The following is a 25,967-nucleotide window of genomic DNA, read 5'->3' as shown; positions in this document are numbered from 1 at the left end:
CGGCGCGGGCCCCCCGCGCCGATTTTTTTACGGCGCGGCAGCCCGTCGACGCCGCAGCAGCTTTTCGAACAGCGGCAGCAGGCCCCGCGGCGTCACCATAATGACGGCGATCACCACCACGCCATAGATGAAGTAATGCAGCCCCGGCACAGCGCCGCCGAGCTGGCCGCGCAGCACCTCGCCGAGCGGCACCAGCAGCAACGCACCGAGCGCCGGGCCGAATGCACGGCCGAGGCCGCCGACGGTGGCGAACAGCACGATCTCGATGGTGATGGTCGGCGACGCCAGCTGATACGGATCGGCGAAGGTGAGATAGCGGACATAGCAGGTGCCGACGATCGAGGTCAGCACCGCCGAGATCGTCATCGCGACGATCTTGTGGCGCAGCACGTCGACGCCGATTGCCTGCGCGGCCTTCTCGTTGTCGCGGATGGTGCGCAGATAATAGCCGAGTGGCGCGTTGAGGATGGCGACGTTGATCAGCACGATCACCGCCGACAGCCCAAGCATCACCCAATACGCGCCCTGCACGCCGCCGAACTGGAATGCCAGCACATCGCCGGTGTCGCGCGGCAGCAGCAGGCCGGAGGCCCCGCCGAGAAACTCCCAGCCCTCGACCACGATCGCCGCCATCTCGGCAAAGGCCAGCGTGATCAGCACGAACGACAGATGGCCGAGCTGAAACCGGAAGTCGATCCAGGCGATCAGCGCGCCGAGCGCGCCAGCGACCGCGGCGGAGATCACCAGCCCGGCCCACATGTTGATGCCGAGCTTGACCTGCAGCGCCGCCGCCAGCATCGCGCCGGTGCCGATGAACAGGCTGTGCGCCAGCGAAATCTGCCCGGCCATGCCGCCGACGATATTCCAGGCCGACGCCAGCGCCACATAGACCAGCGCGATGGTGAGGATGTGCAGATAATAACTGTTGAGCGCCAGCGGCAGCGCCGCGGCGAGCAGCAGCATCACCCACAGCGCCGGCGACGCCAGAGTCTTATAGAAGCCGTCATTGATCATGACGTCCTCCAGGTCAGGCCCTGCGGACGGAACAGCATGATCAGCACGAAGATCGCATAGGGCACCAGCCGGCCCAGCGCGTCCGAGATGTAGACGGTGCCGAAGGCTTCGGCGAGGCCGATGACGAGGCCGCTGAGCATGATGCTGACGAAATTGGTCATGCCACCGAGCACGACGATCAGCAGCGTGATCACGGTGTATTGCAGCCCCTGCGTCGGCTGGATCGGCGTGCCGGGCAGCAGCAGCGCGGCCGCGACCGCCAGAATGGCGACGCCGATCGCGAAGGTGACGACCTGGACGCGGCCGACGTCGACACCCATCAGCGCGGCGGCGCGGGCGTTTTGATGCACGGCGCGGATCGAGCGGCCGAAATCGGTCGAGCGAAGCATCACATAGAGGCCGATCGCCATCGCGAAGGCGACCACGCAGGCGATCACGTTGGGCATCCGCAGCACCACGTCGCCCAGAATGATCAGCTTGGATTCGACCACCGACGGCACGCGGGCCGGCTGGCCGCCGAACACCATCAGGATGCCGTTCTGCAGCAGCAGGCTGAGGCCGAGCGTGAGCTGCACGATCATCAGGAACTGATGCCCGGCCATCGGCCGTAACAGGAAGCGATAGACCAGCGCGCCGATCGCCGCCATCACCGGGATGGTGATCGCCGCCGAGACGTAGGGGTCCATCGCGAAGGCTGAGAACAGCGCCAGCGACATGAACATCGCCAGCGAGATGAAGTCGCCATGGGCGAAATTGACGATGCCGCTGACGCCGTACACCAGCCCCATGCCGAGCGCGAGCAGCCCATAGGTGCTGCCGATCAGAACGCCTTGCGCCAAGGCCTGCCAGAACTCGCTCACTTCATTCTCCTCACAGCCCGAGATAGGCCTGCCGCGTCCGCGGGTCGTTCCTGACGATGTCGGCGTCGCCCTCGACCGCGATCTGCCCGCGCTCCAGCACGTAGCAGCGCTGGGCGTGGCGCAGCGTCAGATTGAGGTTCTGCTCGACCAGCAGCATGGTCAGGCCGTCCTTGTGCAGTCTGTCGATGATCTCGAAGATGTACTGCACGAACAGCGGCGACAGGCCGAGCGACGGCTCGTCCAGCATCAGGATGCGGGCTTCGGCCATCAGCCCGCGGCCGATCGCCAGCATCTGCTGCTCGCCGCCGGACAGCGTCCCGGCGGCCTGAGTGAGCCGCTCCTTCAGCCGCGGAAACAACTCGAGCACCTTCTCCATCTGCGCCGGCCGATGCGGCCGCGCGCGATCGCAGAAGCCGCCGAGCAGCAGGTTCTCGCGGATGCTCATCTCCGGAAACACCAGCCGGCCCTCGGGCACCTGAATGATGCCGAGTTCGACACGTTCGCGCGCGGTGGCGCGGGTGACGTCCTGGCCTTCGAACAGGATGCGGCCGGCCATCGGCGTGACCACGCCCGACAGGCAGTTGATCAGCGTGGTCTTGCCGGCATTGTTGGCGCCGAGCAGGCCGACGATCTCGCCGGCCGCGAGCCGCACCGAGACGTCGCGCAGCATCGGCGTGCCGCCATAACCGGCCACGAGCCCTTCGACCTCAAGCATCAAGGTGCTCCCCGAAATAGGCGTCGATCACCTTCTGATCCTTGATGATGGCGTCCGGGGTGCCTTCGCCGATCTTCTCGCCGAAATTGATCACCACCATCCGGGTCGCCATCCGCATGATCACCGGCATGACGTGCTCGACCATCACGATGGTGACGCCGGACTGGTTGAGCTCGCGGATGATCTGCATCGGCGCTTCGGTCTCGGCCATGGTGAGGCCCGCCATCACCTCGTCGAGCAGGATGCATTGCGGATCGGTCGCGACGCATTTGGCGACTTCGAGCAGCTTCTTGTCCTGCAACGACAGCGTCGCCGGCGTCTCACTGAGCTTGCCGCCGAGTCCGACGCGGGTCAGCACCGCGGCGGCGTAGTCGGTCGCCTCGCGGATCGGGCGACGCGTCAGCGCCGCCGTGGTGACGACCTCGAGCGTCGTCATGTCGGCGAAGGTCTGGACGATCTGGAAGCTGCGGACCAGGCCGCGCCGCGTCAGCCGGTCCGGCGAGATGCCGGTGATGCGCTGGCCGTCGAACCGCACCTCGCCGCTGGTCGGCGGCGCGAAGCCGGAGATGACGCTGAATAGCGTCGTCTTGCCGGCGCCGTTCGGGCCGATGATGCCGAGGATTTCCCCGCGCTCGACGGCGAAGCTGACGTCGTTGAGTGCCAGCAGACCGCCGAACCGCTTGCTGACGTTATCGACTTCGAGAAGCGCCACGGCTCAGCTCTTCGGGCGCGGAGCGGCCTGCGCGAACTCTTTCGGGAACACGACTTCCTGCGATTGATCGGGCATCCACTGCACCATCATGGCCGAGCCGTCCTTCAGCAGCCGGTCCTCGGCGAACTGCAGGCCCTTCGGCTTGGCGACGTAGAGATCGGGATCGCCGAACGGAATGTCGAAGGCCTTGAAGGATTCCAGCAGCGCCGCCGGCTCCAGCGACGACGCCTTCTCCAGCACGTGCTGCAGGACGCGCGCGCCCTGCGCGTACTGGATCGCGCCCTGGCCGATCCGGTCGATCTTGGCGACGTCGCGCAGCTCGGCAATGATCTTCTGCATCGAGTCGATCTTGGCGCCGGGGCTGAAGCCGGTCATCGCGAACAGATTGCGCGTCAGCACCGCCTTGCCGATCTCGGGGCCGAGATCCTTCCACAGCGACAGATCCGAATAGCCCCCGGTGCCGCCGACGAACAGGCTGTTGTGATAGTTGAGGTTGTAGCGCGCCTGATGCAGCAAGATGCCGTCGCGCGGCGTCACCAGCCCGGTGACGATATCGGGCTTCAGCGAACGGATGCGGATCATCGCCGAGGTCTGGTCCTGAGCCTTGGTGTCGAGCGGCGCTTCGCCGATCACCTCGAAGCCGCTCGCCTTCAACTTATCGACCAGGAACTTGTTGACCTGCTGGCCGGCCTCGTAGTTCGAGTAGCTCATCACTGCGGTCTTGATCGGGAACTTGCTGTCGTCGCGCAGCGACTTGATGAAGTCGTGCATCGACTGCGCGTAGCCGCGATCGTAGGGATAGCCGAGCGAAAACATGTAGCTGGAATGCGCGCCGCCGGCCCAGATCGACAGCGTCGGCACCTTGAGCTCGTCGAGCACCGGAGTCAGCGCCAGCATCTGCGCGCTGAGGATGGTGCCAGTCAGCAGTTGCACCTTCTCCTCGGTGATCAGGCGCCGCGCCTCGGTGGCGGTGCGCGCCGGCTGGCTGGTGTCGTCGGCCTGGATCAGCTGGATCTTGGCGCCGTCCTTGCTCTTGATGCCGCCGCCGTCGTTGATCTTCTTGACGATGTACTCGAACGCCGGCTGACCTTCCTGCGCGTAGGCGGCGAGACCGCCGCTCATCGAATTGATGACGCCGATCTTGATCGGCGGCGGCGCCGCATTGGCATTGCGAATCCATGGTGACGCCACCGTGCCGAGCATCAGACCAGTGGCGCCGATTCCGAATGAGCGACGGGAAATGGACAAGGGCGTTCCTCCTGGTTGTTGTTAGTCGCGGCAGGCGCCGCGGGCTTATAGCGATGTGCGGGCACCGGCCCAAGTGAATGTTGTCGAGATCGCGCGATCGTCACACGTCCGGGCGGCGGTGCCGCGTGACGCCCGCGCGCAACTTTCCTGCGGACGGAATTTCACCTCACGCCGCAGCGATCGTCGCCGCGCCGTTGTTGATCACCACGATGTCGCGCTCGGCCACCTTGGCGCGGAACGACACGGCCCCATCGCCGTCCTTCCAGACCTCGGTGACGATCGTTTCTCCGGGATAGACGGGCGAGGAGAAGCGCACCTGCATCTTCACCAGACGCTTGGGATCGTCGTCGCAGCACAGTTCGACCAGCGCGCGGCAGACGACGCCGAAGGTGCACAGCCCGTGCAGGATCGGCTTGTCAAAGCCCGCCTTGCGCGCAACTTCCGGATCGGCGTGCAACGGGTTGTAGTCGCCCGACAGCCGATAGATCAGCGCCGCATTGGGCGACGTTGCGATCCGCGATGACAGGTCGGGCGCCCGTTCGGGCATCGGATGCGGCGCCGGCAGCGGACCGGACGGGCCGCCGAAGCCGCCGTCGCCGCGCAACATCGTGGTCGAGGTCAGCCGGCACAGCAGTTCGCCGCTCGCCTTGTCGACGACGTCGCGCTCGGACAGCAGCACGGCGCCCTTGCCGGCGCCCTTGTCGAACAGGCCGGTGACGCGCGAGCGGCCGATCACCGAGCCCTTGGCCGGCAGCGGCTTGAAGATCTCGAAACCCTGCTCGCCGTGCAACACCTTGCGCCAATCGGCGCCGGTCTCTTCGTTGCCGAGCCAGAATCCCGGATAGCCGAGCACGACCGCCATCGACGGCAGCGCCTGCAGATCCTGCTCGTAGACGTAACGCAGCTGCCGGGTGTCGAGCGGATCGGCGCCGAGGCCGAGTCCTAACGCGTACAACATGGTGTCGCGTTCGGTGTAGGTCTGCTCGATCTCGGGAATGGGCCAGTCCCGCAGCCGGCCCGGGTCGATTGCCATCGGAGAGCTTCCTCGTCCTCATTTTTGCGGCAACTTGCCACCCGGGCGCGGCTCGCACAATATGCGAAATCGATTTTCGCAAATGTTTTGATCCGCCGCGCTGCGGCCGAGTTTCCGGAGCCCCGATGACCACCGGCAGATCGCGTCGCCCGACCAAGCCGAGCCAGGCTCCAGCGAAGAAGGCCGGCGCGCGCAACGAGGCGATGCAACGCGCGTCGCGGCGGCCTCGCGCAGAGGCGAGCGAGGACGACGCTGGCCGGATGTTCGTGTCGGCGCTGGCCCGCGGCCTCGACGTGCTCGGCGCGTTTCGCGCCGGCGACCGCGCGCTCGGCAATCAGGAACTCGCCGAGCGCACCGGCTTGCCGAAGCCGACGATCTCGCGGATGACCCACACGCTGATCCAGCTCGGCTATCTCACCTACGAGCCGCGCTCGGCGACCTATCAGCTCGGCGCGCGGGCCCTGGCGCTGAGCTACGCGGCGCTCGCCAATCTCGATGTCCGCAAGGCCGCGCTGCCGATCATGACCAGACTGGCCGAAGACAGCCAGCTGCATGTCGGGCTCGGTACCCGCGAGCGGCTGATGATGCTGAACATCGAGAGCTGCGAGAGCGACGCGCTGATCGGGCTCCGGCTGCCACCGGGCTCGCGCGTACCGATCGCCACCACCTCGCTCGGCCGGGCCTATCTGGCGGTGATCGGCGAGGACGAACGCAACGCGCTGCTGGCCGAATTGCGTGCGCATCACGGCGCCGACTGGCCGAAACTCGAGAAAGCGATCGCGCGCTCGGCGCGGGAGATGGCCAAGCGCGGGTTCTGCATCTCGATCGGCGAGTGGCGCAACGACGTCAACGCCGTCGGCGCCGCGATCGTGCCGCCGAACGGTGGCCCGGTCTACACGCTCAGCTTCGGTGGCCCGGCCTATCTGGTCTCGCAGCAGGACCTGAACGAGAAACACGGCCCGGCGCTGGCTCGGGCGGCGAGAGCGATCAGCGCGGCGCTCGGTGGATGATCCATCCGGGCTCCCATTCGTTTGAGTTCAGAGCAACCTATCGACATGCGACAAGGCCTCTCCCCGTCATTGCGAGCGCAGCGAAGCAATCCAGAAACGCCGTGCACGAAGCTGGATTGCTTCGTCGCTGCGCTCCTCGCAATGACGACGTGGGCCCGTCGTCTCAGTTCACCCGCCGCTCTTTGTCATCCCAATACGGCGCGCGCAGCGCGGCTTTGTTGACCTTGTTGACGCTCGACAGCGGCAGCGGGTCGTCGCGGAAGTCGATGCTGCGCGGGACCTTGTAGTCGGCGATCACGGCGCGGCAGAACGCGATCAGCTCGTCGGCAGTCAGCGTCGCGCCCGGCTTACGCACCACCACGGCATGCACCGTCTCGCCCCATTTCGGATGCGGGATGCCGATCACCGCGCACTGCATCACCTCGGGATGCGCGCTGATCGCGTTCTCGACCTCGATCGAATACACGTTCTCGCCGCCCGAGATGATCATGTCCTTGATGCGGTCGGAAATATAGAGATAGCCGTCGGCATCGAAGCTGCCGGAATCGCCGGTGTGCATCCAGCCGCCGCGCAGCGTCTGTGCCGTCAGTTCCGGCTTGCGCCAATAGCCCATCATCACCATCGGGCCGCGCACCAGAATCTCGCCGACCTCGCCGTGCGGAAGATCGCGATCGTCCGGGCCAGCGATCTTCACCTCCGCCGACACGATCGGGCGGCCGGCGGAACGCAGCCGATGCCGCGGCGCCGACGGAAGATGATCGTCGGGCGTCAGGATGGTCGCGACCGGTGACAGCTCGGTCATGCCGTAAGACTGCCCGAACCGGATGTTGGGAAACCGGCGCAGGCATTCCTGCAGGACCGGCTCCGGCATCGGCGAGGCGCCGTAAGTGATCAGCTTCAGGCTGGAGAGATCGTAGCGGTCGAGATCCGGCGATTGCAGGATCATGCCCATCATGGTCGGCACGAAGGTCGCGACCGTCACCTTGTGACGACTGATCGCCTCCAGCACGTCGGCCGGCGTGAAGCGCGGGATCACGACGTGACGGCCGCCCATGATCGATGTCGTGTAGACCCGCGCGCCGGCGCCGAGGTGAAACAGCGGCCCGGCGTGCAGCGCCACGGTGTGCTCGTCGAAACCGAACGCCATCGCCGTCACCACCGCGTTGACCCAGAGATTGCGGTGGCTGAGCATCACGCCCTTGGACCGCCCAGTGGTGCCGCCGGTGTAGAACAGGCAGGCGAGATCCTCGCCGCCGCGCCCGGCATCGTCGCATGGCGGCGTGTTGGCGATCAGATCCTCGTAAGCGTAGACGCGCGCCAGTCCGGAAGTCGGAGCATCGGCGATGACATAACGCAGCGATGGGCAGGCCTCGGCGAGCTGCACGGCGCTGTCGAGAAACGCCGCGTCGCTGATCAGTAGCGACGGCTCGGCGTCGGCGATCTGCTCGATCATCTCCGGCAACGCGAAGCGTGAATTGACCGGCACCACGACGCCGCCGGCCCACAGCACCGAAAAGTAGCTCTCCACATAGGCGGCGCCGTTGGCCGCCAGGATCGCGACGCGGTCGCCCGGTGCAACGCCAAGCCGCCGCAATGCCGCAGCGAAGCGCGCGATGCGATCCTGAACGTCGCCGTGCGTGAAACTGCGCTCCGGCGTCACCAGCGCGGTTTCGCGCGCGCGAAACGAAGCGGCCTTGCGGAGGCCCGCGGTGAGCTGCATGAGTTTCCGTCCCGTGGAAGTCTTGTGTTTGCAGTCTTGTGTTTGGCGCAATCCTAGCATTGCGAAAATCGATTTCGCAAATGCGCCGGTGATGCGCTAGGCTGTGGAAAACAACACAAGGGATGGGAACATGTCAGCCGAAGCAGGCGGCGATGCCGTGATCTTCGACCGTCGCGACGACGTGATGGTCGTTCGCCTCAACAGCCCGGCGACCCGCAACGCGCTGCAGCCCGCCGTCAAACATCACCTCGAAACACGGATCCCGGAATTGCTCGTCGATCCGTCGGTGCGCTGCCTGGTGATCACCGGCACCGGAACATCGTTCTGCGCCGGCGGTGATATCAGCAACATGGCCGAGCGCGGCGCAGCGCAGGTGCGGCGGCGGATGGAGGTGACGCACGCCTGGGCGCAGCGCCTGCTGACCGCGGAGAAGCCGGTGATCGCCGCGGTCAACGGCTCCGCCGCCGGCGCCGGGTTCTCGCTGGCGCTGCTCTGCGACATCGTGCTGATGTCGGATCAGGCTTACTTCCGGGCCGCCTTCCCGGGGCTCGGCGCGGCGCCCGACCTCGGCCTGGCGCTGACGCTGCCGCGGGCGATCGGCGCGATGCGCGCCAAGGATATCCTGCTGACCAATCGCCGCGTGGAGCCCGACGAAGCGCTAACGCTCGGCATCGCCAAGCGCGTGGTGCCGGCCGGCGAGCTAATGGACGCTGCGGTGGCGCTTGCGGCCGAATTGGCCGCGGGCCCGGCGACGTCGCTGGGGCTGACCAAGATGCTGGTCAACGGTGCGTTCGAGCCGATCGAGAAATTCTTCGCGCTGGAAGCCTTTGCGCAGGGCGTCGCATTCGGCAGCGAGGAGTTCGCCGAGGGCGTCGCGGCGTTTCTCGGCAAGCGCAAGCCCGATTTCAAAACGCGGCGCTGACCGCGCTCAGGGCTTGACGCTGATCCGGCAATTGTAGGCCTTGCGGAACCCGGCGGCGCGGGCGTCATCCTCCGAGCAGAACCAGCGGTTCGGTTTCTCCAGGCTGGCGTAGCTCGGGCAGCCGCGCAGCTGATAGACGCCGACATTGCCGGTGAGGCGCGCGCGCTTGGCAAGCTTGCCCTTGATGGTGCAGCCGTCCGGCGCCGGCGGCATATCAGGAAACATCAGGGCGAGCATCGCCGTCTTGCGATCGTCACGGCAGGCGGAGCCGAACAGCGGTGCGGTCTTGTCCCAGCGGCGAAAGCTATGCGGAGCGACGAAGCAGCCCTTCCACAGCGCGCCGCGCGCGTCCTTGGCTTTGGCCTCGTCGGCAGCGAAGCCGCCTTTGGGATCGGCGTTCAGCGCCAATCCGGCCTGGACCAGCCGCTGACTGAGGCCGATGCTGTCGCCGGCGATCGTGCAGGCGCCGATCCTTCGGCCGTTGAACACCGGATCGGGCCCGAGGTCGCGGCATGTCACGGCGCGGCCAGCGATCAGCTTGACCGCCGCATCCCGCGTTTCGAGGCCGCAAGCGGACAGATCGGCGAATTCGTTGATACAGCGCTGGTCCAGCTCAGGCGCGTCGATGCCTTCGAGCCGATAGGTCACACCGCCGAGTTGCAGCGTCGCCGCATCCTTGACGACGACATCGGCCGCCATCGCGGGCGTACCGACCAGCAGTGCCAACACCACAATGACAGCAAACATCCAGCCCTCTCGCCCCAGCCATGCCGACGACGGCGCTCGCGGCGCCGTCCGGCCAGCTATAGCGCGATTCCGGGCGCGCGCAGCAGCAAACGCAGCCGCGCGGACGTCTTCAGCGGAAAGATGAAGCGATCAGTAGCCGTAGTCGCGATACACCGAGTCCCAGAACGACGGCGGCGGCGTGCGGCGCCATTCGCCGACGGGAGCGTAACGCGGCCCACAACCGCCGCAGCTTCCGACCGGAACCAGATGCTGGACATATTGCGGCGGCGCCTCGACCCAGATCACCGGAGGCGCCTGCGGAATGCCGATCGGACGCGGCGCGTAGACCACCGGCGGCCGATAGGCCTGTCGGTAGGCGGGCCGATAGGGTGCCACATAATCGGCCGCCATCGCCCAGGAAGAGGTCACGACACTCGCCAACAGCGGCAACAGCAATCTGACAATACGCACAACGCAACTCCACACCGACCACTGCGCCAGCGTCGCACGAGATGGTAAACAAAGCCTGCAGCCGCGCCTTGCCCGGTCCTGCCTCCAGGGGCCCCAGCGTCAACGCATGGGCATGGGCTCGTCGGAGCGCTTCCCGACGCCCGGGCGCCTTGCTAGAAAGTCGCGCATGTCGGACATGTCCTCCTCAGATCCCGCGCTCGCCGTCGAGCAGAAGGCGAACCTCATCAAGCTTCGCCGCTCGGTCCATGGCGGCCTCATCGGCCTGCAGCTCGACCGCTACGCGCCGGGCGAGGCCTGGAGCAGCCTGCCCTATCATCCGGTGTTCGTCGGCGACACGCGCACCGGTGTGATCCATGGCGGCGTGGTGACGCTGATGCTCGACGAAAGCTGCGGCATGGCGGTGCAGTTCGCACTGCAGAGCACGCAGGCGATCGCGACGCTCGATCTGCGCATCGACTATCTGCGGCCGGCGACGCCGGGCCAGGCGATCCGCGCCCACGCGCACTGCTATCATGTCACCCGCTCCATCGCCTTCGTACGCGCCACGGCCTATCAGGACGACGAGTCCGATCCGATCGCCAGCGCCACCGCGATGTTCATGATCGGCGCCAACCGCACCGACATGCTGCGGCAGGAGCCGAAGGTGAAGTTCGACACGCCGCCGCCGCTGGTGGCGCCGGACGACGACGACGGGCCGCTCGCGATTAGCCCCTATGCGCGCTTCCTCGGCATCCGCGTCGACGAGCACGCCAACACGGTGATGCCGTATGATCCGAAGCAGATCGGCAATCCGATCCTGCCGGCACTGCATGGCGGCGTGATCGGCGCCTTTCTCGAAACCGCGTCCATCCTCAAAGTGCATCGCGAGATCGGGCTGGCCGCCGCCCCGAAGCCGATCGGACTCACCGTGAACTACCTGCGGTCCGGGCGGCCGATCGACACTTTCTCCAAGGTGTCGATCGTCAAGCAGGGCCGCCGCGTCGTCGCCTTCGAGGCCCAGGCCTATCAGTCCGATCCTGACAAGCCGATCGCCTCTTGCTACGGGCATTTCAAACTGCGCCCGCACGGCGACAGCGCCTCGACCGAGTCCGCCGAGTCTTGATCGAACTTGCGCCCTAACTTTAAGGGCGGATTCACCAACGCTCGGAAGCTGCCCCTGTGTTTCACCGGGGATTCAGCTTTGGTCGAATAGGTCTCACTCTCAACAGGTATCGGTTGACCGTCTGCTTCGTTCAGGCGGCGGATCGAAACGACTTCGAGACCTTCACCATGACGCCGGACAGCAAAGTCGCGAACACCGTTTATATCGAGTTCGTGCGCTTGCTCTACACCGCGCGCTGGCCGATCGTCGTGGTCGGGACCGCCATCCTGATGGTCGGCGCCGCGGTCGGCTACCAAACCGGCGACCTGATCAGTCCCGCGATCGGCGTGGCGGGCATGCTGGTGACGCTCGGGCGCCTCACTCTCTGCGTCGCGTTCGACCGCACTTTCGACCGGCATAAGCTCGATGTCGCCTCCGCCAAAGTATGGGAGCGCCGCCTCGCGATCGGCGTCATCTCGACCGGCGTCTGCGTCGGCGGCTTCGCGCTGCGCTGCTTCCTGCTGCCCGATCTCACCGCCCATATGGTCGCCAGCGGCCTGGTGTTCGGCTATTGCGCCGGCACCACCACCCGGTTCTCGATCCGGCCGTGGATCGTCAAGGCCAGCCTCGCGGTCTCGGTGATCCCGGCGGTCGGCGCGGCGCTGTGGAATTTCGACCTGATGCACACCGCGCAGGCCTTGCTGTTCCTGATCTTCTTCTTCGGCGGTTTCGAACTGATCGTCTATATCCACGACACCACCAAGGAGCAGCTCACGCTGCGCGCCGAGGCGGCGCATCTGGCACGCGCCGACGTGCTCACCAAGCTGCCGAACCGGCTGCGCCTGTCCGAGCATTTCGACGAGGCCGCCGCGCGGCTGCACCGCCACGGCGAGGGCTTCGCGGTGATCTGCATCGACCTCGACTTCTTCAAGGAGGCCAACGACCGCTTCGGCCACGCCGCCGGCGACGAGATCCTGCAGATCGTCGCGATGCGCCTGACCGGGCTGCTGCGACACAGCGATCTTGCCGCGCGGGTCGGCGGGGACGAATTCATCGTGATCCAGGCGGATGTCGGCAGCCGGGACGAGATCAAGGCTTTGTGCGACCGCATCGTCTCGGCCGTGTCGGCGCCCTACATCATCGACGGCAACGTCATCGTGCTCGGCGCCAGCGTCGGCGCGGCGCTGGCGCCGACGGACGGGACCTCGCTCGACGCGCTGCTCGGGAAGGCGGATGCGGCGCTTTATGCCGCGAAGCGCAACCGGGCCGGACAGCAGCGGCCGCTCGCAGCAGTCACTGAAAACATCCCGCTGGCGCCGGAGTTCTGCGAAACGCGCGCGCCCGATCCGGCGATGGACAGCGCCGAGCATCCGGCGCGGACGACGCTCAACTTGCCGCTCTAAGCCGGCCGACCGCCGTCCACCAATCGCCAGACCTGGCAGGCGATCATCAGATCCTCGTCGGTCGGGATCACCCAGACAGCGACCTTGCTCTCGTCGCTGCTGATCCGCCCGGCGCCGGACAGGTTGGCGTTGGCGTGGCCGTCCAGCACGACACCGAGCCAGGCCGCCTGAGCGCAAACCCGGCGGCGGATTTCGGGAGCGCGTTCGCCGATGCCGGCGGTGAACACCAGCGCGTCGAGGCCGCCGAGCGCCGCGGCGAGCGAGCCCAACTCACGGCCGATGCGATACACGAACAGCGCGATCGCTTCTTCGGCCCGCGGATCGTCGCTCGCGAGCAGCGTGCGCATGTCGTCGCTGATGCTGGAGACGCCCAGCAGGCCGGACTGGCGATACAACAAGTCGCTGATCGCATCGGGCGTCATGCCTTTCTGCTGCAGCAGATACAGCACCACGCCGGGATCGAGCACGCCGGTGCGGCTGCCCATCATCAGCCCGTCGAGCGCGGTGAACCCCATCGAGGTGGCGATGCTCTTGCGCGCATGCATCGCGCACATGCTGGCACCGGCGCCGAGGTGGCCGACAACGACCCGGCCGTCGGCAATCTCCTGCCCGGCCACTGTGGGCAACTGGCTGGCGATATACTCGTAGGAAATGCCGTGAAAGCCGTAGCGACGCACGCCCTGCGCGGTGAGTTCGCGCGGCAGCGCGAACCACGTCGCCACCGGCGGCAGGTGATGATGGAACGCGGTGTCGAAACAGGCGACCTGCGGCAGTTTCGGGTGCAGCTTTGCCAGCGCCTCGATCGCGGCGACGCTGTGCGGCTGATGCAGCGGCGCCAGCGGAATGAAGCTGCGGAGCTGCTCGATCACACCGGCGTCGATATGGGCGGGCGCATCGAACAAATCGCCGCCGTGCACCACGCGATGCCCAGCCGCCGCGATCCGCTGGTCGGGAAAGCGCTGTTCGATCCAGCCGATCAGCGCCGCGATCGCGTCGTCATGGCCGGCACCTTCGGGCAGATAGGCTTCGTGCACCGTCGCGCCATGGCGGTCGACCACCTTGTGGTGGGGGCAATGGCCGAGGCTGCCGATGCCCCCCTCGCAGATCAGATGGTCCTGCGTCGGCTCGGTATGCGCCTCATACAGGGCGAATTTGATGCTGGACGAACCGGCGTTGAGCACAAGCAGGATGTCGCTCATGCGGCATCTCCGGACGACAGGATGGGCAGCACCGCCGCCCTATGCCGTGCCATCAGCAGGCCGATCGCGCAGGAGCCGAGCCGCGCCAGCGTCTTGTCGGCGCGGCTGGTGAGGATGATCGGCACGCGGGCGCCGAGCACGATGCCGGCGACATGCGCGCGCGCCAGATATTCGAGCTGCTTGGCCAGCATGTTGCCGGCCTCGAGGTCCGGCACCACGAAGATGTCGGCGCGGCCGGCCACCGGCGAGACGATGCCCTTGGTCTTGGCGGCTTCCGCCGACACCGCATTGTCGAACGCCAGCGGTCCGTCGAGAATCCCGCCGGTGATCTGGCCGCGCTCCGCCATCTTGCACAGCGCCGCAGCGTCCAGCGTCGAGCGGATGCTTTCGGTGACGGTCTCGACCGCCGACAGGATCGCGACCCGCGGCTGCTCGATGCCGAGCGCATGCGCGAGATCGATCGCGTTCTGGATGATGTCGCGCTTGTCGGTGAGCGTCGGATAGATGTTGATCGCGGCGTCGGTGACCAGCAGCGCGCGCGGATAGTCGGGCGCATCCACCGCATAGACGTGGCTGATCCGCCGCGCGGTGCGCAGGCCGCGCACCGGATGGACCACCGCGCGCATCAGTTCGTCGGTGTGCAGCGCGCCCTTCATCAGGGCTTCGACCTTGCCGGAACGGGCCATCGCCACGGCGGCCGCAGCGGCCGCATCGCTGTGCTCGGTCGCGACAATTTCATAAGCGGACAGATCGACCGACGCCTGCGCCGCCGCGGCGCGAATCTTCGATTCCGGCCCGACCAGCACCGGCACGATCAGCCCGGCGCGCTGCGCCTCGACGGCGCCGAGCAGCGACGGCGTATCGACCGGATGCACCACCGCGACGCGCAGCGGCTCCAGCCCTTGCGTCATCTCGATCAGCCGCTCGTAGCGGCGCGCAACCGGATGCATGTCGATTTCCGGAAGCTGCACGCGCGGTCGGGTGATCTTCTCGGTCGGCGCGATCACTTCGGCGAGGCCGACGATGACGTCATCGCCGTTCTGATTGGTGGCGCGGCAATCGAGCAGCAGGCGCTTCTTCGCGTCATTCTTCTCTTTCACCGTCACCGACACGGTGACGGTGTCGCCGAGCAGCACCGGACGAACGAAGCGCAGCGACTGATCGAGATAGATCGTGCCGGGACCGGGCAGCTGCGTGCCGAGCAGCGTCGAGATCAGCGAACCGCCCCACATGCCGTGCGCCACCACCTGGTGGAAGTGATCGCTCTTGGCAAAGGCGGCATCGACATGCATCGGATTGACGTCGCCGGACATCACCGCGAACACCTCGATGTCGCGATAGGTCAGCGTGCGCACCAGGCTCGCGGTGTCGCCCACCGCGATCTCGTCGAAGGTGCGGTTCTGGATCTGCTCCATGCCATTCTCCAGCCGGCGATCAGCCGACGATATGATACCCGGCGTCGATGTATTCGATGTTGCCGGTCAGCGCGCGTGCACCGTCGCCGACCAGAAAGGCCGCGACATGGCCGACGTCCTCGATGCTGACGAGCTGATGGGCTGGCGCGCGAGCGCGGGTGCGCTCCATCAGCTCGTCGAAATGGCCGATTCCGGAGGCGGCGCGGGTCTTCAGCGGCCCGGGCGACAGCGCGTGGACGCGGATATGCTTCGGCGCCAGTTCGGCCGCCATATAGCGCACTGAACTTTCCAGTGCCGCCTTCACAGGCCCCATCAGGTTGTAGTCTTCGACCACCTTCTCGGAGCCGTAGAACGAGACCGTGAGCAGACAGCCACCATCCGGCATCAGCGGCTCGGCGAGCCGCGCCATGCGGATGAAGGAATGGCAGGACACGTCCATTGCCATCGCAAAGCCCTGCTGCGAGCAATCGACGACGCGGCCGTGGAGATCCTCCTTCGGCGCGAAGGCGATCGAATGCAGCAGAAAATCCAGCCGTCCCCAGCGCTCGGCGATCTGCGCGAACACCGCTTCGAGCTGGCCCGGCTCGCGCACGTCGCAGGGCGCCACGATCGGGCTCTGCAGCTGTTCGGCCAGCGGCGCCACATAGGGCTTCGCCTTGTCGTTGAGGTAAGTGACGGCGAGGTCGGCACCGGCGTCGCGGAACGCGCGGGCGCAGCCGAACGCGATGCTGTCGGCATTGGCAATGCCGACCACCAGGCCCTTCCTGCCCTGCAGATGTGCGTGCTGTGTCATGGCAGATCCCTACCCTGCCCGGTGTGTCATGCCCATGACCGACGCCGTTCGACCATCGGCCGATGCACGCGGGCCACACCGCGGGCAGGCTTCGCCAGACGCACTACTTTGCGAGTTGGCGCCGGAGCTTCAAGAGCTCTTTTCGCCGCGCCGGCGAGGTCTCGGGATAAGACATCTTCAAGTCCTCGATCGTCTCCAGAATGATCTGCGAGACGATCAGCCGCGTGTTCTGCTTGTCGTCGGCGGGGACCACGTACCACGGCGCTTCCTCGAGACTGGTCTCGCTGAGGCAGTGCTCGTAGGCCTTCATGTAGTCGTCCCAGTACTTGCGCTCCTCGATATCGGCGGCGCTGAACTTCCAGTTCTTGTCGGGCTCGTCGATTCGCGCCAGGAAGCGCTTGCGTTGCTCCTCCTTGGACAGATGCAGGAAGAATTTGACGATCCGCGTGCCGTTGGCATGCAGATGTTTCTCGGCGTCACGGATCGATCGGTAGCGCTTGTGCCAGAACTGCTTGCCGGCCGGCCCGTTCGGCACCGCCTCGCTCTGCAGGATCTCCGGATGGACGCGGACGATCAGCACTTCCTCGTAGTAGGAGCGGTTGAAGATGCCGATCCGGCCGCGCTCCGGCAGGTCGCGGGTGGTGCGCCACAGGAAGTCGTGCTTCAGCTCGGTGGCGCTCGGGTGCTTGAAGCTGAAAACCTGGCAGCCTTGCGGATTGACCCCGGACATCACGTGCTGGATCACACCGTCCTTGCCGGCGGCGTCCATCGCCTGAAAGATCAGCAGGATCGCGTGGCGATTGCTGGCATAGAGCAGCTTCTGCTGCTCGGCGAGCCGCGCGACATGGCCGCGGAGCATTTCCTGGTAGTTTTCCTTGGACTCGTAGAACGGGTCGACCAGCGTAGGCCACTTATCGAGGTCGACGTTGCTGCCTTCCTCGACGCGAAACTGCTTGGTTTTGATCTTCATCCGCTCTTCCATTCCCGGTCCGGACCCGGATCACCGGGCATCCGGCGGAATATAGCTGAGACGGACTGCAAACACACACCGGACTGCCCGGGCCGAATAGTCAGCCTTCGTTCATGATCGGCCGTTTATGGTCGCCCGTCAGGCTCCGGGCACCCCGCCGAGTGATCGGCAGGCGCCCGGGCGGACACAAAGCGACCGTAATTCCAAGCAATTAGACCCTTCACACAAGGATGCCGGCCGGACGGCTAGCCTGCTGATCAGGTCCAACTTGAGAGATCAGCGGGAACAAGTATGGTGCTGCACGTGAGGAGCCCGCGTCTGCGCGGCGACGACCTGCCCGCCATATCCAGCCGAGCGATCGCAGCAAACAACGGCTGACAAGACCCCTCGACATGGACACTTCCGCTCAAGCCAAGGTTCTCGCCGCGCAGTCACGCCGCTCGCTCTCGGCACGGATCGCGTTGTTCGCGCTGCCTCTGCTGCTGCTCGCCCCGGCGCTGTGGAACGGCTACCCGCTGCTCCAGTACGATACCGGCGGCTACCTGGCCCGCTGGTACGAAGGCTATCTGGTGCCGAGCCGGTCGACGACCTATGGCCTCTATCTGCACTTCGGCGAGACGTCGCAGTTCTGGATCAATCTCGGCTTCCAGGCGATCGTCACGCTCTGGATCCTGCAGCTGACGCTGCGGGTGTTCAACATCACCCGGCCGTTCTGGCTGGCGGCGGTCGGCGTTGCGCTGGTGGCCACCACGGCGCTGCCGTGGATCACCAGCATGCTGCTGACCGACATCTTTGCCGGCCTGTCGGTGCTGACGCTGTATCTGCTGGTAACCTGCCGCGACCGGACCTCGACGGTCGAGAAGATCCTGCTGTTCGCCTTCACCACGTTTTCGGCCGCCACCCATAGCGCCACCGTCGGCGTGCTGACCGGCCTGTGCGTCGCCGGCTGGCTGCTACTGCCGTTTCTGCGCGGCCGGCTTACCGCCGCGGGCCTGGCGCAGGGCAGCGCCACGGTGATCGCCGGCTCGCTGCTGCTGCTTGCCACCAACTACGCGCTATCCGGAACCGTGTCGTGGACGCCCGGCGGCTCCAGCGTCGCATTCGGCCGGATGCTGCAGGACGGCATCATCAAGCGCTATCTCGACGACCACTGCACCACCGTGAAGCTGAAGCTCTGCCCCTACAAGAACGAGCTGCCGCCGACCGGCGACGACTTCCTGTGGGGCGGCAACAACATGTTCGACAAGCTCGGCCGCTTCGAAGGGTTGAGCGACGAGATGGAGTTCATCTCGCGGCAGGCGGTCACCGCCTATCCGTGGATGCAGGCCAAGGCCGCCGCCAAGGCGACCTGGGACCAGCTCGTGCACGTCGGCACCGGCGAAGGCACCAACGGCTGGATTCCGCACACCTACGGCATCATCGAGCGCTACATGCCCAATCAGGTGCCGGCGATGCGCGCCGCGCGGCAGCAGCATTGGGACATCAATTTCAACGCGGTGAACTGGGTGCACGTGCCGGTCGCGCTCGGGTCGATGGTCCTCCTGCTAGGGATCCTCGGCCGTGCGCTGGCGCGGCGCGAACTCGACGACGTCTCGCTGCTCGCCGGCTTCGTCGCCACCGCCCTGCTCGGCAACGCGATGATCTGCGGCATCATCTCCGGCCCGCACGACCGCTACGGTGCCCGCATCGTCTGGATCGCGACTTTCGTGGTGCTGATCGCGGCGATCAAGTACTTCGTCGATCGCCGCAACGCGGACGGCGACGAAGACGTCGCCGACTGATCAGGCCGTCGGTTCGGCAAGTGCCGAGGGTGCGGGCTGCGGCTGCAGTCGCGGCCTGATGAACACCGCCACGACGTCGGGGCAGCTTCGCCTGATCTCGGCGTCCAGCTCGCCGAACTCGCGCTCGATCTCGCGGCCAGGGCAGTCTTCGGCAAAATCCAGTCTCAGCGCCACCAGCACCTGACGCGGGGCGAGGTGAACCGTGAACAGATCCTCGCCGCTCACCACCGCATCACGGCGGCGGGCAATCTGCAGGATCCGTTCGCGGGTGCGTGGCCCGGCGGGCTCGCCCATCAGCAGTCCTTTGCTCTCCCGCGCCAGGAAGGCGCCGGTCGCGGCCAGCAACAGCGCGATGCCGATCGACGCGACGCCGTCGAGCGCCGGCATTGCCAAATAATCCGATGCGAAGGTGCCGGCCAGCGCGATCAGGATTCCGATCAGCGCGGCGCTATCTTCGAACAGGACGATGAATGTCGTCGGGTCCTTACTGCGGGTCGCGGCCTCGATGTAGTCGAGATCCGGCACCACCCCGAGATCCGGCGTCGCGGTTCGAAAGCCTTTCCAGGCGACGTACCATGAGCCGCTCTCGAACAGGAAGGCAAAGCCGAGCACGATGTAGTTGATCTTCACGTCGGTGATCGGCTCGGGCGTGATGACGTGGATTACGCCCTCGTAGAACGACACGCCGGCACCGATCGCGAAGATCAGCAGCGCGACGATGAAGCTCCAGAAGTACAACTCGCGGCCATGCCCGAGCGGATGCATCTCATCGGGCGGCCGCGCGGCCCGATGAAGACCGTACAGCAGCAGGATCTCATTGCCGGTGTCGACCAGCGAGTGCACGCCCTCGCTCAGCATCGCCGAACTGCCGGTCCACGACGCGGCCGCCAGTTTGGTCACGGCGATCGCCAGATTGCCGACCAGTGCCGCATAAATCGCGGGCTTCGACGAGGATGACGACATCGATCAGGGCGCTCCATTGCCGGTCAGGCGCCGTCATCCCCAAGCGTCCAACCGACACATGCTGATTCCGTCGCAGTCCGGAACCCAATGCTGAGCCCTCAATGTGGTTTCACCGATCCCCTCCGGGCCTATCCCTCAGCGCGAGCCGATCAACGAAAAGCCGCGCGGATGACCGCGCGGCTCTGGGATTGGATGGCGCTGAGACTAGCTCACCGCGGTCGCGTTACGGGCAGGAGCGCCGGACGCCGCCCTTGGCGATGTACGTTCCCGAGGCCGGATCGTAGGTCCGGAACCGCTGCGAACAGTACGCCACCGCATCGTTCTGCGCGGCCGCCTGAGCCTGACTGTTGGCGATCGCGCCGCCGATGATCGCGCCTGCCGCAAGGCCGCCGATCGCGGCGCCCGCGCCCCACCCGCCGTGATGGTGGCGATGACCGTAGTAGCCGCGCGGGCCATAGCCGTAGCCGCGGTGGCCGTGCCAGCCGTGGCGGTACTGCACCTGCTGGATATCCGCCTTCGCGGCCACCGGGTTGGAGGTGGCCATCAGCGGAGCCGCCGAAGCCGGAACCGTCGCAACCGCCAGAGAGCCGGCGATCAGCGCCATGACGGGCATCGTGCGTGACATCTTCATCATTGTCTCCTTGTTCTCTACGGATTCAGAGAGCTAACGGCCGCGCAAACAAGGCGTTCCCGCGTGCAGTGGTCCGCGACAATTCGCACAACGTCCGACAGCGCACAAAACGATGGTTTTGTCTGGATGCGAAGACGATCAAGTAGCTACGCACGGAAGCGGGCCAGCGGTCCACGCGCGACCACGTCGAGGAAAGCTTGATAGCGGCCGCGCAGGTCGGCAAGATCTTGAGGCGCACCGACCTCGCGTTCGGCATCGCCCATCACCAGATCGGCGTGCCTGCGCAGGCTGGATACGCGCGGCGGATCGCGCTCGACGCTGACCACCCGGGTCAAGACTTCGAGCATCGCGATCAGCACCGACGGCTTGCCGGCGGCGTTCTGCCGGATCATGTGCAACATCCCGTCGACCAGCTCGTCGTACTGGACGTGCGGCACCACCAGCACGATTCGGCCCTGCCTGACCGACACGCCTTTCTGCAGGCTCAGCTCCCGCATCTCGCACAGCGCGGCGCCGAGCCGATTGAGAACGCTGATCGCGGTGTGCGGATCGTTGATGCCTGGCGACAGCGCCCGCACCGCGACTTCGACGAGTTGCCGGATAGCGAAGCGCAGATCCGACGACGACGTCAGGCTGGGACTGAGCGCGGTCGCATCGCGGATGGCCTCGGCCGCCCCCTCATGCGGCGGCTTGATCAGCGCGATCGGAGCGCCGGGAAAGACGTAGTCGCCCGGACGCACCAGCAGCCGGATTTCGACCTGCTGCTCGCACGCCCAGGTCGCCAGACCGTGCTCGTCGAGATGGTGGAGATAGCCCTGCCGTGGCTCGCACACCGGCTCGGAATCGCGCCAATGCGCGAGCGGAGGTGGCGGTGGCTGCGGCTCGTTGTCGGCCAGGCCGCGCATCACGCTGCGTACATCGTCACTGACCAGCCCGATTACGGTGTCGACGTTGATCCGGCTCGCCATGTGGTCGACGAAATACACCAGTGTCGCGACGCAGACGAACGCCAGCGCAACACCGACGCCGAGCGCGAGATGAGGCACGAACGCGCCCTCGTCGGCGGTGCGGACGCTGCGCAGCACGATCAGCGCATAGCTGAACGTGCCGAGGAAGATGCCGAGGGTGATCTGGTTGCCGCGGTCGCGCGTGAAGTTGCGCAACAGCCGCGGCCCCATCTGTCCCGCCGCCAGCGACAGCGCCGCGATGGTGATCGAGAACACCGTGCCGGCGACGCCGATCGTCGACGACGCCACGGCGCCAAGCAGCGTGCGCGCGCCGGTGGCCCCGCCGTTGTACAGCCAGTTCTCGAGCAGCCAGGTCGGTACCGTGCCGCTGCGATCGACTTCGATCAGCCCGAACGCGGCGATCGAGCCGAGCAGCACCAACAGTGCCGGGATCAGCCAGAAGGTGTCGGACAAATCATCATAGAATTTGCGGAGGCGCGCGTTCACCGGCTGCTCGCCACTACGGCGCCAGCAGATCGGGTCCGCTCGACCGGCCGGCGCGCGCGGCGCCACAACAGCGCCGCGCCGGCGATCAGGCCGACGGCGGCCCCCGCTCGCAGCCAGGCGGGATTGAACGGAAAGGCGTGGCGCGACGATTGGCTGTCGAACCGCCCGTGCGCGCCGGGATCGCCCCGGCCCGCCCGATACAGATTGTCGGGGACCGAGGGATCCGCCGGCTCGTCGGTGGTTTCGTTCTCGATGCCGGCGCGAGCCAGCAGCCGATCGGCGACCGAGGGCATCAGCATCTGCGCGACGATCGCCTTGAGGGCAGACGTGCCCACCCAATATTCGCGCGGCCGCTCGTAGGCGGCGCGCACCACCGCGGCGGCGATCGCTTCCGGCTGCACGATCGGCGGCACCGGCGCGAGCTTGCGATCGAACTTGTTACGGGCCCAGTCGAATTGCGGCGTATTCACCGCCGGCAGATGCACCATGGTCAGCGTGACGGCGCTGCGCTCGTTCATCAGTTCGCTGCGCAGCGAGTCGATGAAGCCGCGCGTCGCCGCCTTGGCGGCACAATACGGCGCCTGAAATGGAATCGACCGATACGCCAGCGCCGAGCCGATCGAGATGATCGCGCCCCGGTCGCGCGGGCGCATGTGGCGCAGCGCCGCCAGCGTGCCGTGCACCTGGCCAAGATAGGTCACGCGCGTGACCTGAGCGAACTCATCCGGCGCGATATCGACGCTGCTGCCATAAACCGTGACCATCGCGTTGTTGATCCAGACATCGATCGGCCCCAGCTCCCTTTCGATCCGCTCCGCCGCGGCGAACACCGCATCGGCATCGCCGACGTCGGCGACGACCGGCAGCGCGCGCCCGCCGCCCGCTTCGATCGCGCGACGGGCGCTGTCGAGGGCCGCCTCGCCACGTCCGATCAGTGCCACCCGGCAGCCAAGGCGCCCGAACGCCTCTGCGATCGCGCGACCGACGCCGGCACCGGCGCCGGTGACAACCACGGTTCTCACTCTGCGTGTCGTCATGGTCGGCGTCCTCGGAATTCGGTTCGGGAGCAGCGGGCGGCCTGGTGTTGGACCAACGCGGAGCTGGTCCGGCGGTTGCAGGATCTTTTTGCCCGAGCGCCCGACGATGCCGCCGGAAAGCTAAAGGGCGGCCCTGCGGCCGCCCTCGCTCTTCGTCGTGTCGTGACGTTCTTGGTACGCAGCCGGACACTCAGCCCTTGGCGATTGGCACCGCGACGAAGCGGGCCGCGGCGTCGGCGCTCTTCACCCGCATCAGCACGGTCTTCTTGCCGGTCGCGCTCGCCTGCTTCAGCGCGTCGCGGAGGTCGCCGGAGTTGGAGACCGCCTTGCCCGCGACGTCGAGGATGACATCGCCGGTACGCACGCCGCGATCGGCCGCCGGACCGTCCGGATCGACGCTGGTGACGACGACACCCTTCTGACCCGAGCCTTCGACCTCAGCGGCCGGGGCAACGCGGACGCCGAGATAAGGCCGGCCTTCGCTCTGTCCGGACTGATCGTTGCTGGCGACCTTCTGGGTATCGTTCGGCATTTCGGCGAGGCTGAGCGTCATGGTCTTGGCCTCGCCCTTGTGCAGCACGTCGAGCTTCACCGAGGTGCCCGGCGCCATCATGCTGATGGTCCGCGCCAGCGCGCGCGAGTCCTTGATCTCATCGCCGTTGACCGCGGTGATCACGTCGCCGGCCGCGATGCCGGCCTTGGCGGCCGGGCTGCCCTCCTGCGGGCTGTCGACCAGCGCGCCGCGTGCCTGCTTCAGGCCCATGCTGTCGGCGATGTCCGCCGTCACCGGCTGCACCTGCACGCCGAGCCAGCCACGTGTCACCGTGCCCTTGTCCTTGAGCTGCGCGATCACGAGCTTGGCGGTCGCGGCCGGAATGTCGAAGCCGATGCCGACCGAACCGCCCGACGGCGAGTAGATCGCGGTGTTGACGCCGATCACGTTGCCGCTGGTGTCGAACGCCGGGCCGCCGGAATTGCCCTTGTTGATCGGCGCGTCGATCTGCACGTAGTCGTCATAGGGACCCGATCCGATGTCACGGCCGCGCGCCGAGACGATGCCGGCCGTCACGGTGCCGCCGAGACCGAACGGATTGCCGACCGCGACCACCCAGTCGCCGACGCGCGCCGGCTTGTCGGCGAACTTGACGTAGGTGAAATCGTTCTTGGCACCCTCGACCTTGATCAGCGCAAGGTCGGTCTTCTTGTCGGTGCCGACCACCTTGGCGGTGTACACGGTGCCGTCGTCGGTCGTGACCTGTACCGACTTGGCGTGGTCGACGACGTGATTGTTGGTCACCGCGTAGCCGTCCGGCGAAATGAAGAAGCCCGAACCTTCGCCGGTGATCGTTTCATGGCGCTTCGGCATGCCGCCATCCTGGCCGCCGCGGAAGCCGAACTGGCGTTCGAACTGCTGAAACGGCATGCCCTGCATCTGGTCGTCGCTGTCGTCGTTGCGGATCAACGGCGTGGTGCGGGTGTCCTCGTCGATCTTGACGCGGACCGAGATCACCGCCGGCTTCACCTTGCTGACGAGATCGCCGAAGCCGGCCGGAGCGCCAGACGGCGACGCCGCTTCGGCGGCGAACGCCGGCGATGCGAAGGACGGAAATTCGTGCGTCATGTATCCGCCGGTGACCAGCGCGGCGCTCAGCGCCGCGGCCGACGCCAGCAGGGCGAAGCGCCGCGGCTTCATGATCCGGCGCAGCTGCGCATCCGATTTCGGGGTGTAGTCGATGTCGTTGCGGTCGGTCTCATTCTGATTCATGGCGAGGCTCCAGGGCGGGATGAACGGGGCGTGAACTACTCGCTGGAATATAGAGACCCGACATTACGCCGAGCTGTTTGGGGAATTAATCTTTGGAAATAGAGAGCCGCCCGATGGGATCGGTGCGCACACGACTACGCGGCGCACGCGAATGATCTGTCCGAAATTTCATGAAGAACGAGGCACAGACAGAGACAGGATGGAGAGATGAAGCAAGCAGGCCCGCAGGACGTCGAGACGCGCGACACGCCTAGCCACCTCGCTCATCCTCACTTCTCACCATTCATCCGCTTAGTGCGTCATGGCCGGGCTCGTCCCGGCCACCCACGTCTTGCCCCGCGTCGCCCCCAGATACGTGGATGCCCGGCACAAGGCCGGGCATGAATGTTGACCGTGATGCAATCGAAGAGAGGCGCGAGCACACCGCGCGAATCTATCGTCGCAAATTATGCTGTTCGCAGGCTTAACGTTTCTTCAGCGACACCGAGACCTCGCGCACATCGGTGCCCTGCGGCACGATGGTGACGGATTGTGTCGAGCCGCGCGTCGCGACGGACAGCGAGGCGGAGAAGCCCGGGCCACCGACTTGCGCGTCGATGCGACCGCCCCGCGCCGTGCCGGAGACCTGGCCGTTGGCGTTGCGCGTCGCTTCGGTCCAGCTGCCGGTGATACGGCCGCCATTTTCCTCGACATGGCTGGTGATGTCGAACCGGGCGCTGTCGCTGGCGCAAACCAGCGTCTGCTGCAGCAGGCGTCCCCCGCCGGCGACCGCATAGGATGCGCGGCAACGAATGCGCTCGGTCGAGCCGTCCGACAGTTGCACGCGGCCGCTGCCGTTCCAGTAACCGGCCAGTCCGTCGAACGCGCCGGCGGCCATGCTTGCCGTGGACGTCAGCCCGAGCGAGCCGAACAGTACGGCGGCAGACAAAAGCCGCGTAGCGGAAGTCGATATCATCGGGAATTCCTTTCAGTGCAAAGCGCCGAAAGCGATAACAGCGTATGCGCGATCGGGTTTCCTCAAGACGCGGTGATCGACGCGTGAGT

At 66.4% G+C, this 25,967-nt stretch carries 24 protein-coding genes; 5 read left to right on the top strand and 19 right to left on the bottom strand.

The window, feature by feature from the left end:
• Positions 1-27: 27 nt before the first annotated feature.
• The 6 genes from ACFFJ6_RS02350 to ACFFJ6_RS02325 form a co-directional block, all read right to left on the bottom strand.
• Positions 28-1,014 carry a branched-chain amino acid ABC transporter permease gene (locus ACFFJ6_RS02350; protein ID WP_378383945.1) on the bottom strand — a complete coding sequence of 329 codons (987 nt, stop codon included), beginning with the start codon at positions 1,012-1,014 and terminating at the stop codon, positions 28-30.
• The gene (locus tag ACFFJ6_RS02345; RefSeq protein ID WP_378383943.1) at positions 1,011-1,874 is read right to left on the bottom strand and encodes a branched-chain amino acid ABC transporter permease; all 864 of its coding nucleotides are present in this window, start codon (positions 1,872-1,874) and stop codon (positions 1,011-1,013) included. Before ACFFJ6_RS02345 ends, ACFFJ6_RS02350 begins: the two co-directional genes overlap by 4 nt.
• A gap of 10 nt (positions 1,875-1,884) precedes the next feature.
• Positions 1,885-2,589 (bottom strand): ABC transporter ATP-binding protein, encoded by a 705-nt coding sequence (locus ACFFJ6_RS02340; RefSeq protein ID WP_378383941.1) that lies wholly within the window; start codon positions 2,587-2,589, stop codon positions 1,885-1,887.
• The gene (locus tag ACFFJ6_RS02335) at positions 2,582-3,301 is read right to left on the bottom strand and encodes an ABC transporter ATP-binding protein (protein ID WP_378383939.1); all 720 of its coding nucleotides are present in this window, start codon (positions 3,299-3,301) and stop codon (positions 2,582-2,584) included. The genes ACFFJ6_RS02340 and ACFFJ6_RS02335 overlap by 8 nt, the downstream gene beginning before the upstream one ends.
• 3 nt (positions 3,302-3,304) lie before the next feature.
• The gene (locus ACFFJ6_RS02330) at positions 3,305-4,549 is read right to left on the bottom strand and encodes an ABC transporter substrate-binding protein (protein WP_378383937.1); all 1,245 of its coding nucleotides are present in this window, start codon (positions 4,547-4,549) and stop codon (positions 3,305-3,307) included.
• A gap of 166 nt (positions 4,550-4,715) precedes the next feature.
• Complete coding sequence (locus ACFFJ6_RS02325) at positions 4,716-5,582, bottom strand: MaoC/PaaZ C-terminal domain-containing protein (protein WP_378383935.1); 867 nt, start codon at positions 5,580-5,582, stop codon at positions 4,716-4,718.
• A gap of 125 nt (positions 5,583-5,707) precedes the next feature.
• Between ACFFJ6_RS02325 and ACFFJ6_RS02320 the strand changes: the two genes are divergently transcribed.
• Positions 5,708-6,592: an IclR family transcriptional regulator gene (locus tag ACFFJ6_RS02320; protein WP_378383933.1), complete on the top strand. Its 885-nt coding sequence runs from the start codon at positions 5,708-5,710 to the stop codon at positions 6,590-6,592.
• Positions 6,593-6,755: 163 nt separating this feature from the next.
• Here ACFFJ6_RS02320 and ACFFJ6_RS02315 read toward each other — a convergent pair whose 3' ends face one another.
• The gene (locus ACFFJ6_RS02315) at positions 6,756-8,312 is read right to left on the bottom strand and encodes a long-chain-fatty-acid--CoA ligase (protein ID WP_378383931.1); all 1,557 of its coding nucleotides are present in this window, start codon (positions 8,310-8,312) and stop codon (positions 6,756-6,758) included.
• A gap of 130 nt (positions 8,313-8,442) precedes the next feature.
• Between ACFFJ6_RS02315 and ACFFJ6_RS02310 the strand changes: the two genes are divergently transcribed.
• A complete protein-coding gene (locus ACFFJ6_RS02310; protein ID WP_378383929.1) occupies positions 8,443-9,234 on the top strand; it encodes an enoyl-CoA hydratase/isomerase family protein in 792 nt (263 codons plus the stop codon).
• Between the two features lie 6 nt (positions 9,235-9,240).
• On the opposite strand, the gene ACFFJ6_RS02305 is transcribed toward ACFFJ6_RS02310, so the two are convergent.
• Both ACFFJ6_RS02305 and ACFFJ6_RS02300 read right to left on the bottom strand, forming a co-directional pair.
• Positions 9,241-9,981, bottom strand: a complete 741-nt coding sequence (locus ACFFJ6_RS02305; protein WP_378383927.1) for a thermonuclease family protein — start codon at positions 9,979-9,981, stop codon at positions 9,241-9,243.
• 129 nt (positions 9,982-10,110) lie between these two features.
• Positions 10,111-10,389 carry a hypothetical protein gene (locus ACFFJ6_RS02300; protein WP_378383925.1) on the bottom strand — a complete coding sequence of 93 codons (279 nt, stop codon included), beginning with the start codon at positions 10,387-10,389 and terminating at the stop codon, positions 10,111-10,113.
• 217 nt (positions 10,390-10,606) lie between these two features.
• On the opposite strand from ACFFJ6_RS02300, the gene ACFFJ6_RS02295 reads away from it, so the two are divergent.
• Positions 10,607-11,533, top strand: coding sequence for a PaaI family thioesterase (locus ACFFJ6_RS02295; protein WP_378385704.1), 927 nt, complete (start codon positions 10,607-10,609; stop codon positions 11,531-11,533).
• 113 nt (positions 11,534-11,646) lie between these two features.
• Positions 11,647-12,915, top strand: coding sequence for a diguanylate cyclase domain-containing protein (locus tag ACFFJ6_RS02290; RefSeq protein WP_378383922.1), 1,269 nt, complete (start codon positions 11,647-11,649; stop codon positions 12,913-12,915).
• Here ACFFJ6_RS02290 and ACFFJ6_RS02285 read toward each other — a convergent pair.
• From ACFFJ6_RS02285 to ACFFJ6_RS02270, 4 genes are all read right to left on the bottom strand, one after another.
• On the bottom strand, positions 12,912-14,114 hold the full coding sequence (locus tag ACFFJ6_RS02285) for an acetate/propionate family kinase (protein ID WP_378383920.1): 1,203 nt from the start codon (positions 14,112-14,114) through the stop codon (positions 12,912-12,914). The two genes, ACFFJ6_RS02290 and ACFFJ6_RS02285, sit on opposite strands and share 4 nt — an antisense overlap.
• A complete protein-coding gene (locus ACFFJ6_RS02280; RefSeq protein WP_378383918.1) occupies positions 14,111-15,529 on the bottom strand; it encodes a bifunctional enoyl-CoA hydratase/phosphate acetyltransferase in 1,419 nt (472 codons plus the stop codon). Before ACFFJ6_RS02280 ends, ACFFJ6_RS02285 begins: the two co-directional genes overlap by 4 nt.
• Before the next feature lie 19 nt (positions 15,530-15,548).
• Entirely contained in the window at positions 15,549-16,322 is a 774-nt protein-coding gene (gene fabI, locus ACFFJ6_RS02275; RefSeq protein WP_378383916.1) for an enoyl-ACP reductase FabI, read from the bottom strand.
• A 103-nt stretch (positions 16,323-16,425) separates the two neighbouring features.
• Positions 16,426-17,292 carry an ADP-polyphosphate phosphotransferase gene (locus tag ACFFJ6_RS02270; protein ID WP_378383914.1) on the bottom strand — a complete coding sequence of 289 codons (867 nt, stop codon included), beginning with the start codon at positions 17,290-17,292 and terminating at the stop codon, positions 16,426-16,428.
• A 392-nt stretch (positions 17,293-17,684) separates the two neighbouring features.
• On the opposite strand from ACFFJ6_RS02270, the gene ACFFJ6_RS02265 reads away from it, so the two are divergent.
• Positions 17,685-19,073 (top strand): hypothetical protein, encoded by a 1,389-nt coding sequence (locus ACFFJ6_RS02265; RefSeq protein ID WP_378383912.1) that lies wholly within the window; start codon positions 17,685-17,687, stop codon positions 19,071-19,073.
• Here the strand turns inward: ACFFJ6_RS02265 and ACFFJ6_RS02260 are convergent, their stop codons facing one another.
• From ACFFJ6_RS02260 to ACFFJ6_RS02235, 6 genes are all read right to left on the bottom strand, one after another.
• Positions 19,074-20,036, bottom strand: a complete 963-nt coding sequence (locus tag ACFFJ6_RS02260; protein ID WP_378383910.1) for a cation diffusion facilitator family transporter — start codon at positions 20,034-20,036, stop codon at positions 19,074-19,076.
• Positions 20,037-20,259: 223 nt separating this feature from the next.
• The gene (locus tag ACFFJ6_RS02255) at positions 20,260-20,667 is read right to left on the bottom strand and encodes a BA14K family protein (protein WP_378383908.1); all 408 of its coding nucleotides are present in this window, start codon (positions 20,665-20,667) and stop codon (positions 20,260-20,262) included.
• 146 nt (positions 20,668-20,813) lie between these two features.
• Entirely contained in the window at positions 20,814-22,121 is a 1,308-nt protein-coding gene (locus tag ACFFJ6_RS02250; RefSeq protein WP_378383906.1) for a DUF2254 domain-containing protein, read from the bottom strand.
• Entirely contained in the window at positions 22,118-23,158 is a 1,041-nt protein-coding gene (locus ACFFJ6_RS02245; protein ID WP_378383904.1) for an SDR family oxidoreductase, read from the bottom strand. The genes ACFFJ6_RS02250 and ACFFJ6_RS02245 overlap by 4 nt, the downstream gene beginning before the upstream one ends.
• 190 nt (positions 23,159-23,348) lie before the next feature.
• Positions 23,349-24,851: a Do family serine endopeptidase gene (locus ACFFJ6_RS02240; RefSeq protein WP_378385702.1), complete on the bottom strand. Its 1,503-nt coding sequence runs from the start codon at positions 24,849-24,851 to the stop codon at positions 23,349-23,351.
• A 535-nt stretch (positions 24,852-25,386) separates the two neighbouring features.
• A complete protein-coding gene (locus tag ACFFJ6_RS02235; protein WP_378383902.1) occupies positions 25,387-25,878 on the bottom strand; it encodes a hypothetical protein in 492 nt (163 codons plus the stop codon).
• Positions 25,879-25,967: the final 89 nt, after the last annotated feature.

The sequence above is a fragment of the Rhodopseudomonas telluris genome (genome assembly GCF_042432815.1).
Lineage (GTDB): Bacteria > Pseudomonadota > Alphaproteobacteria > Rhizobiales > Xanthobacteraceae > Rhodopseudomonas > Rhodopseudomonas telluris.
The sequence above is the reverse complement of the archived record's forward strand: the minus strand, read 5'-3'. Positions and strand labels throughout refer to the sequence as shown.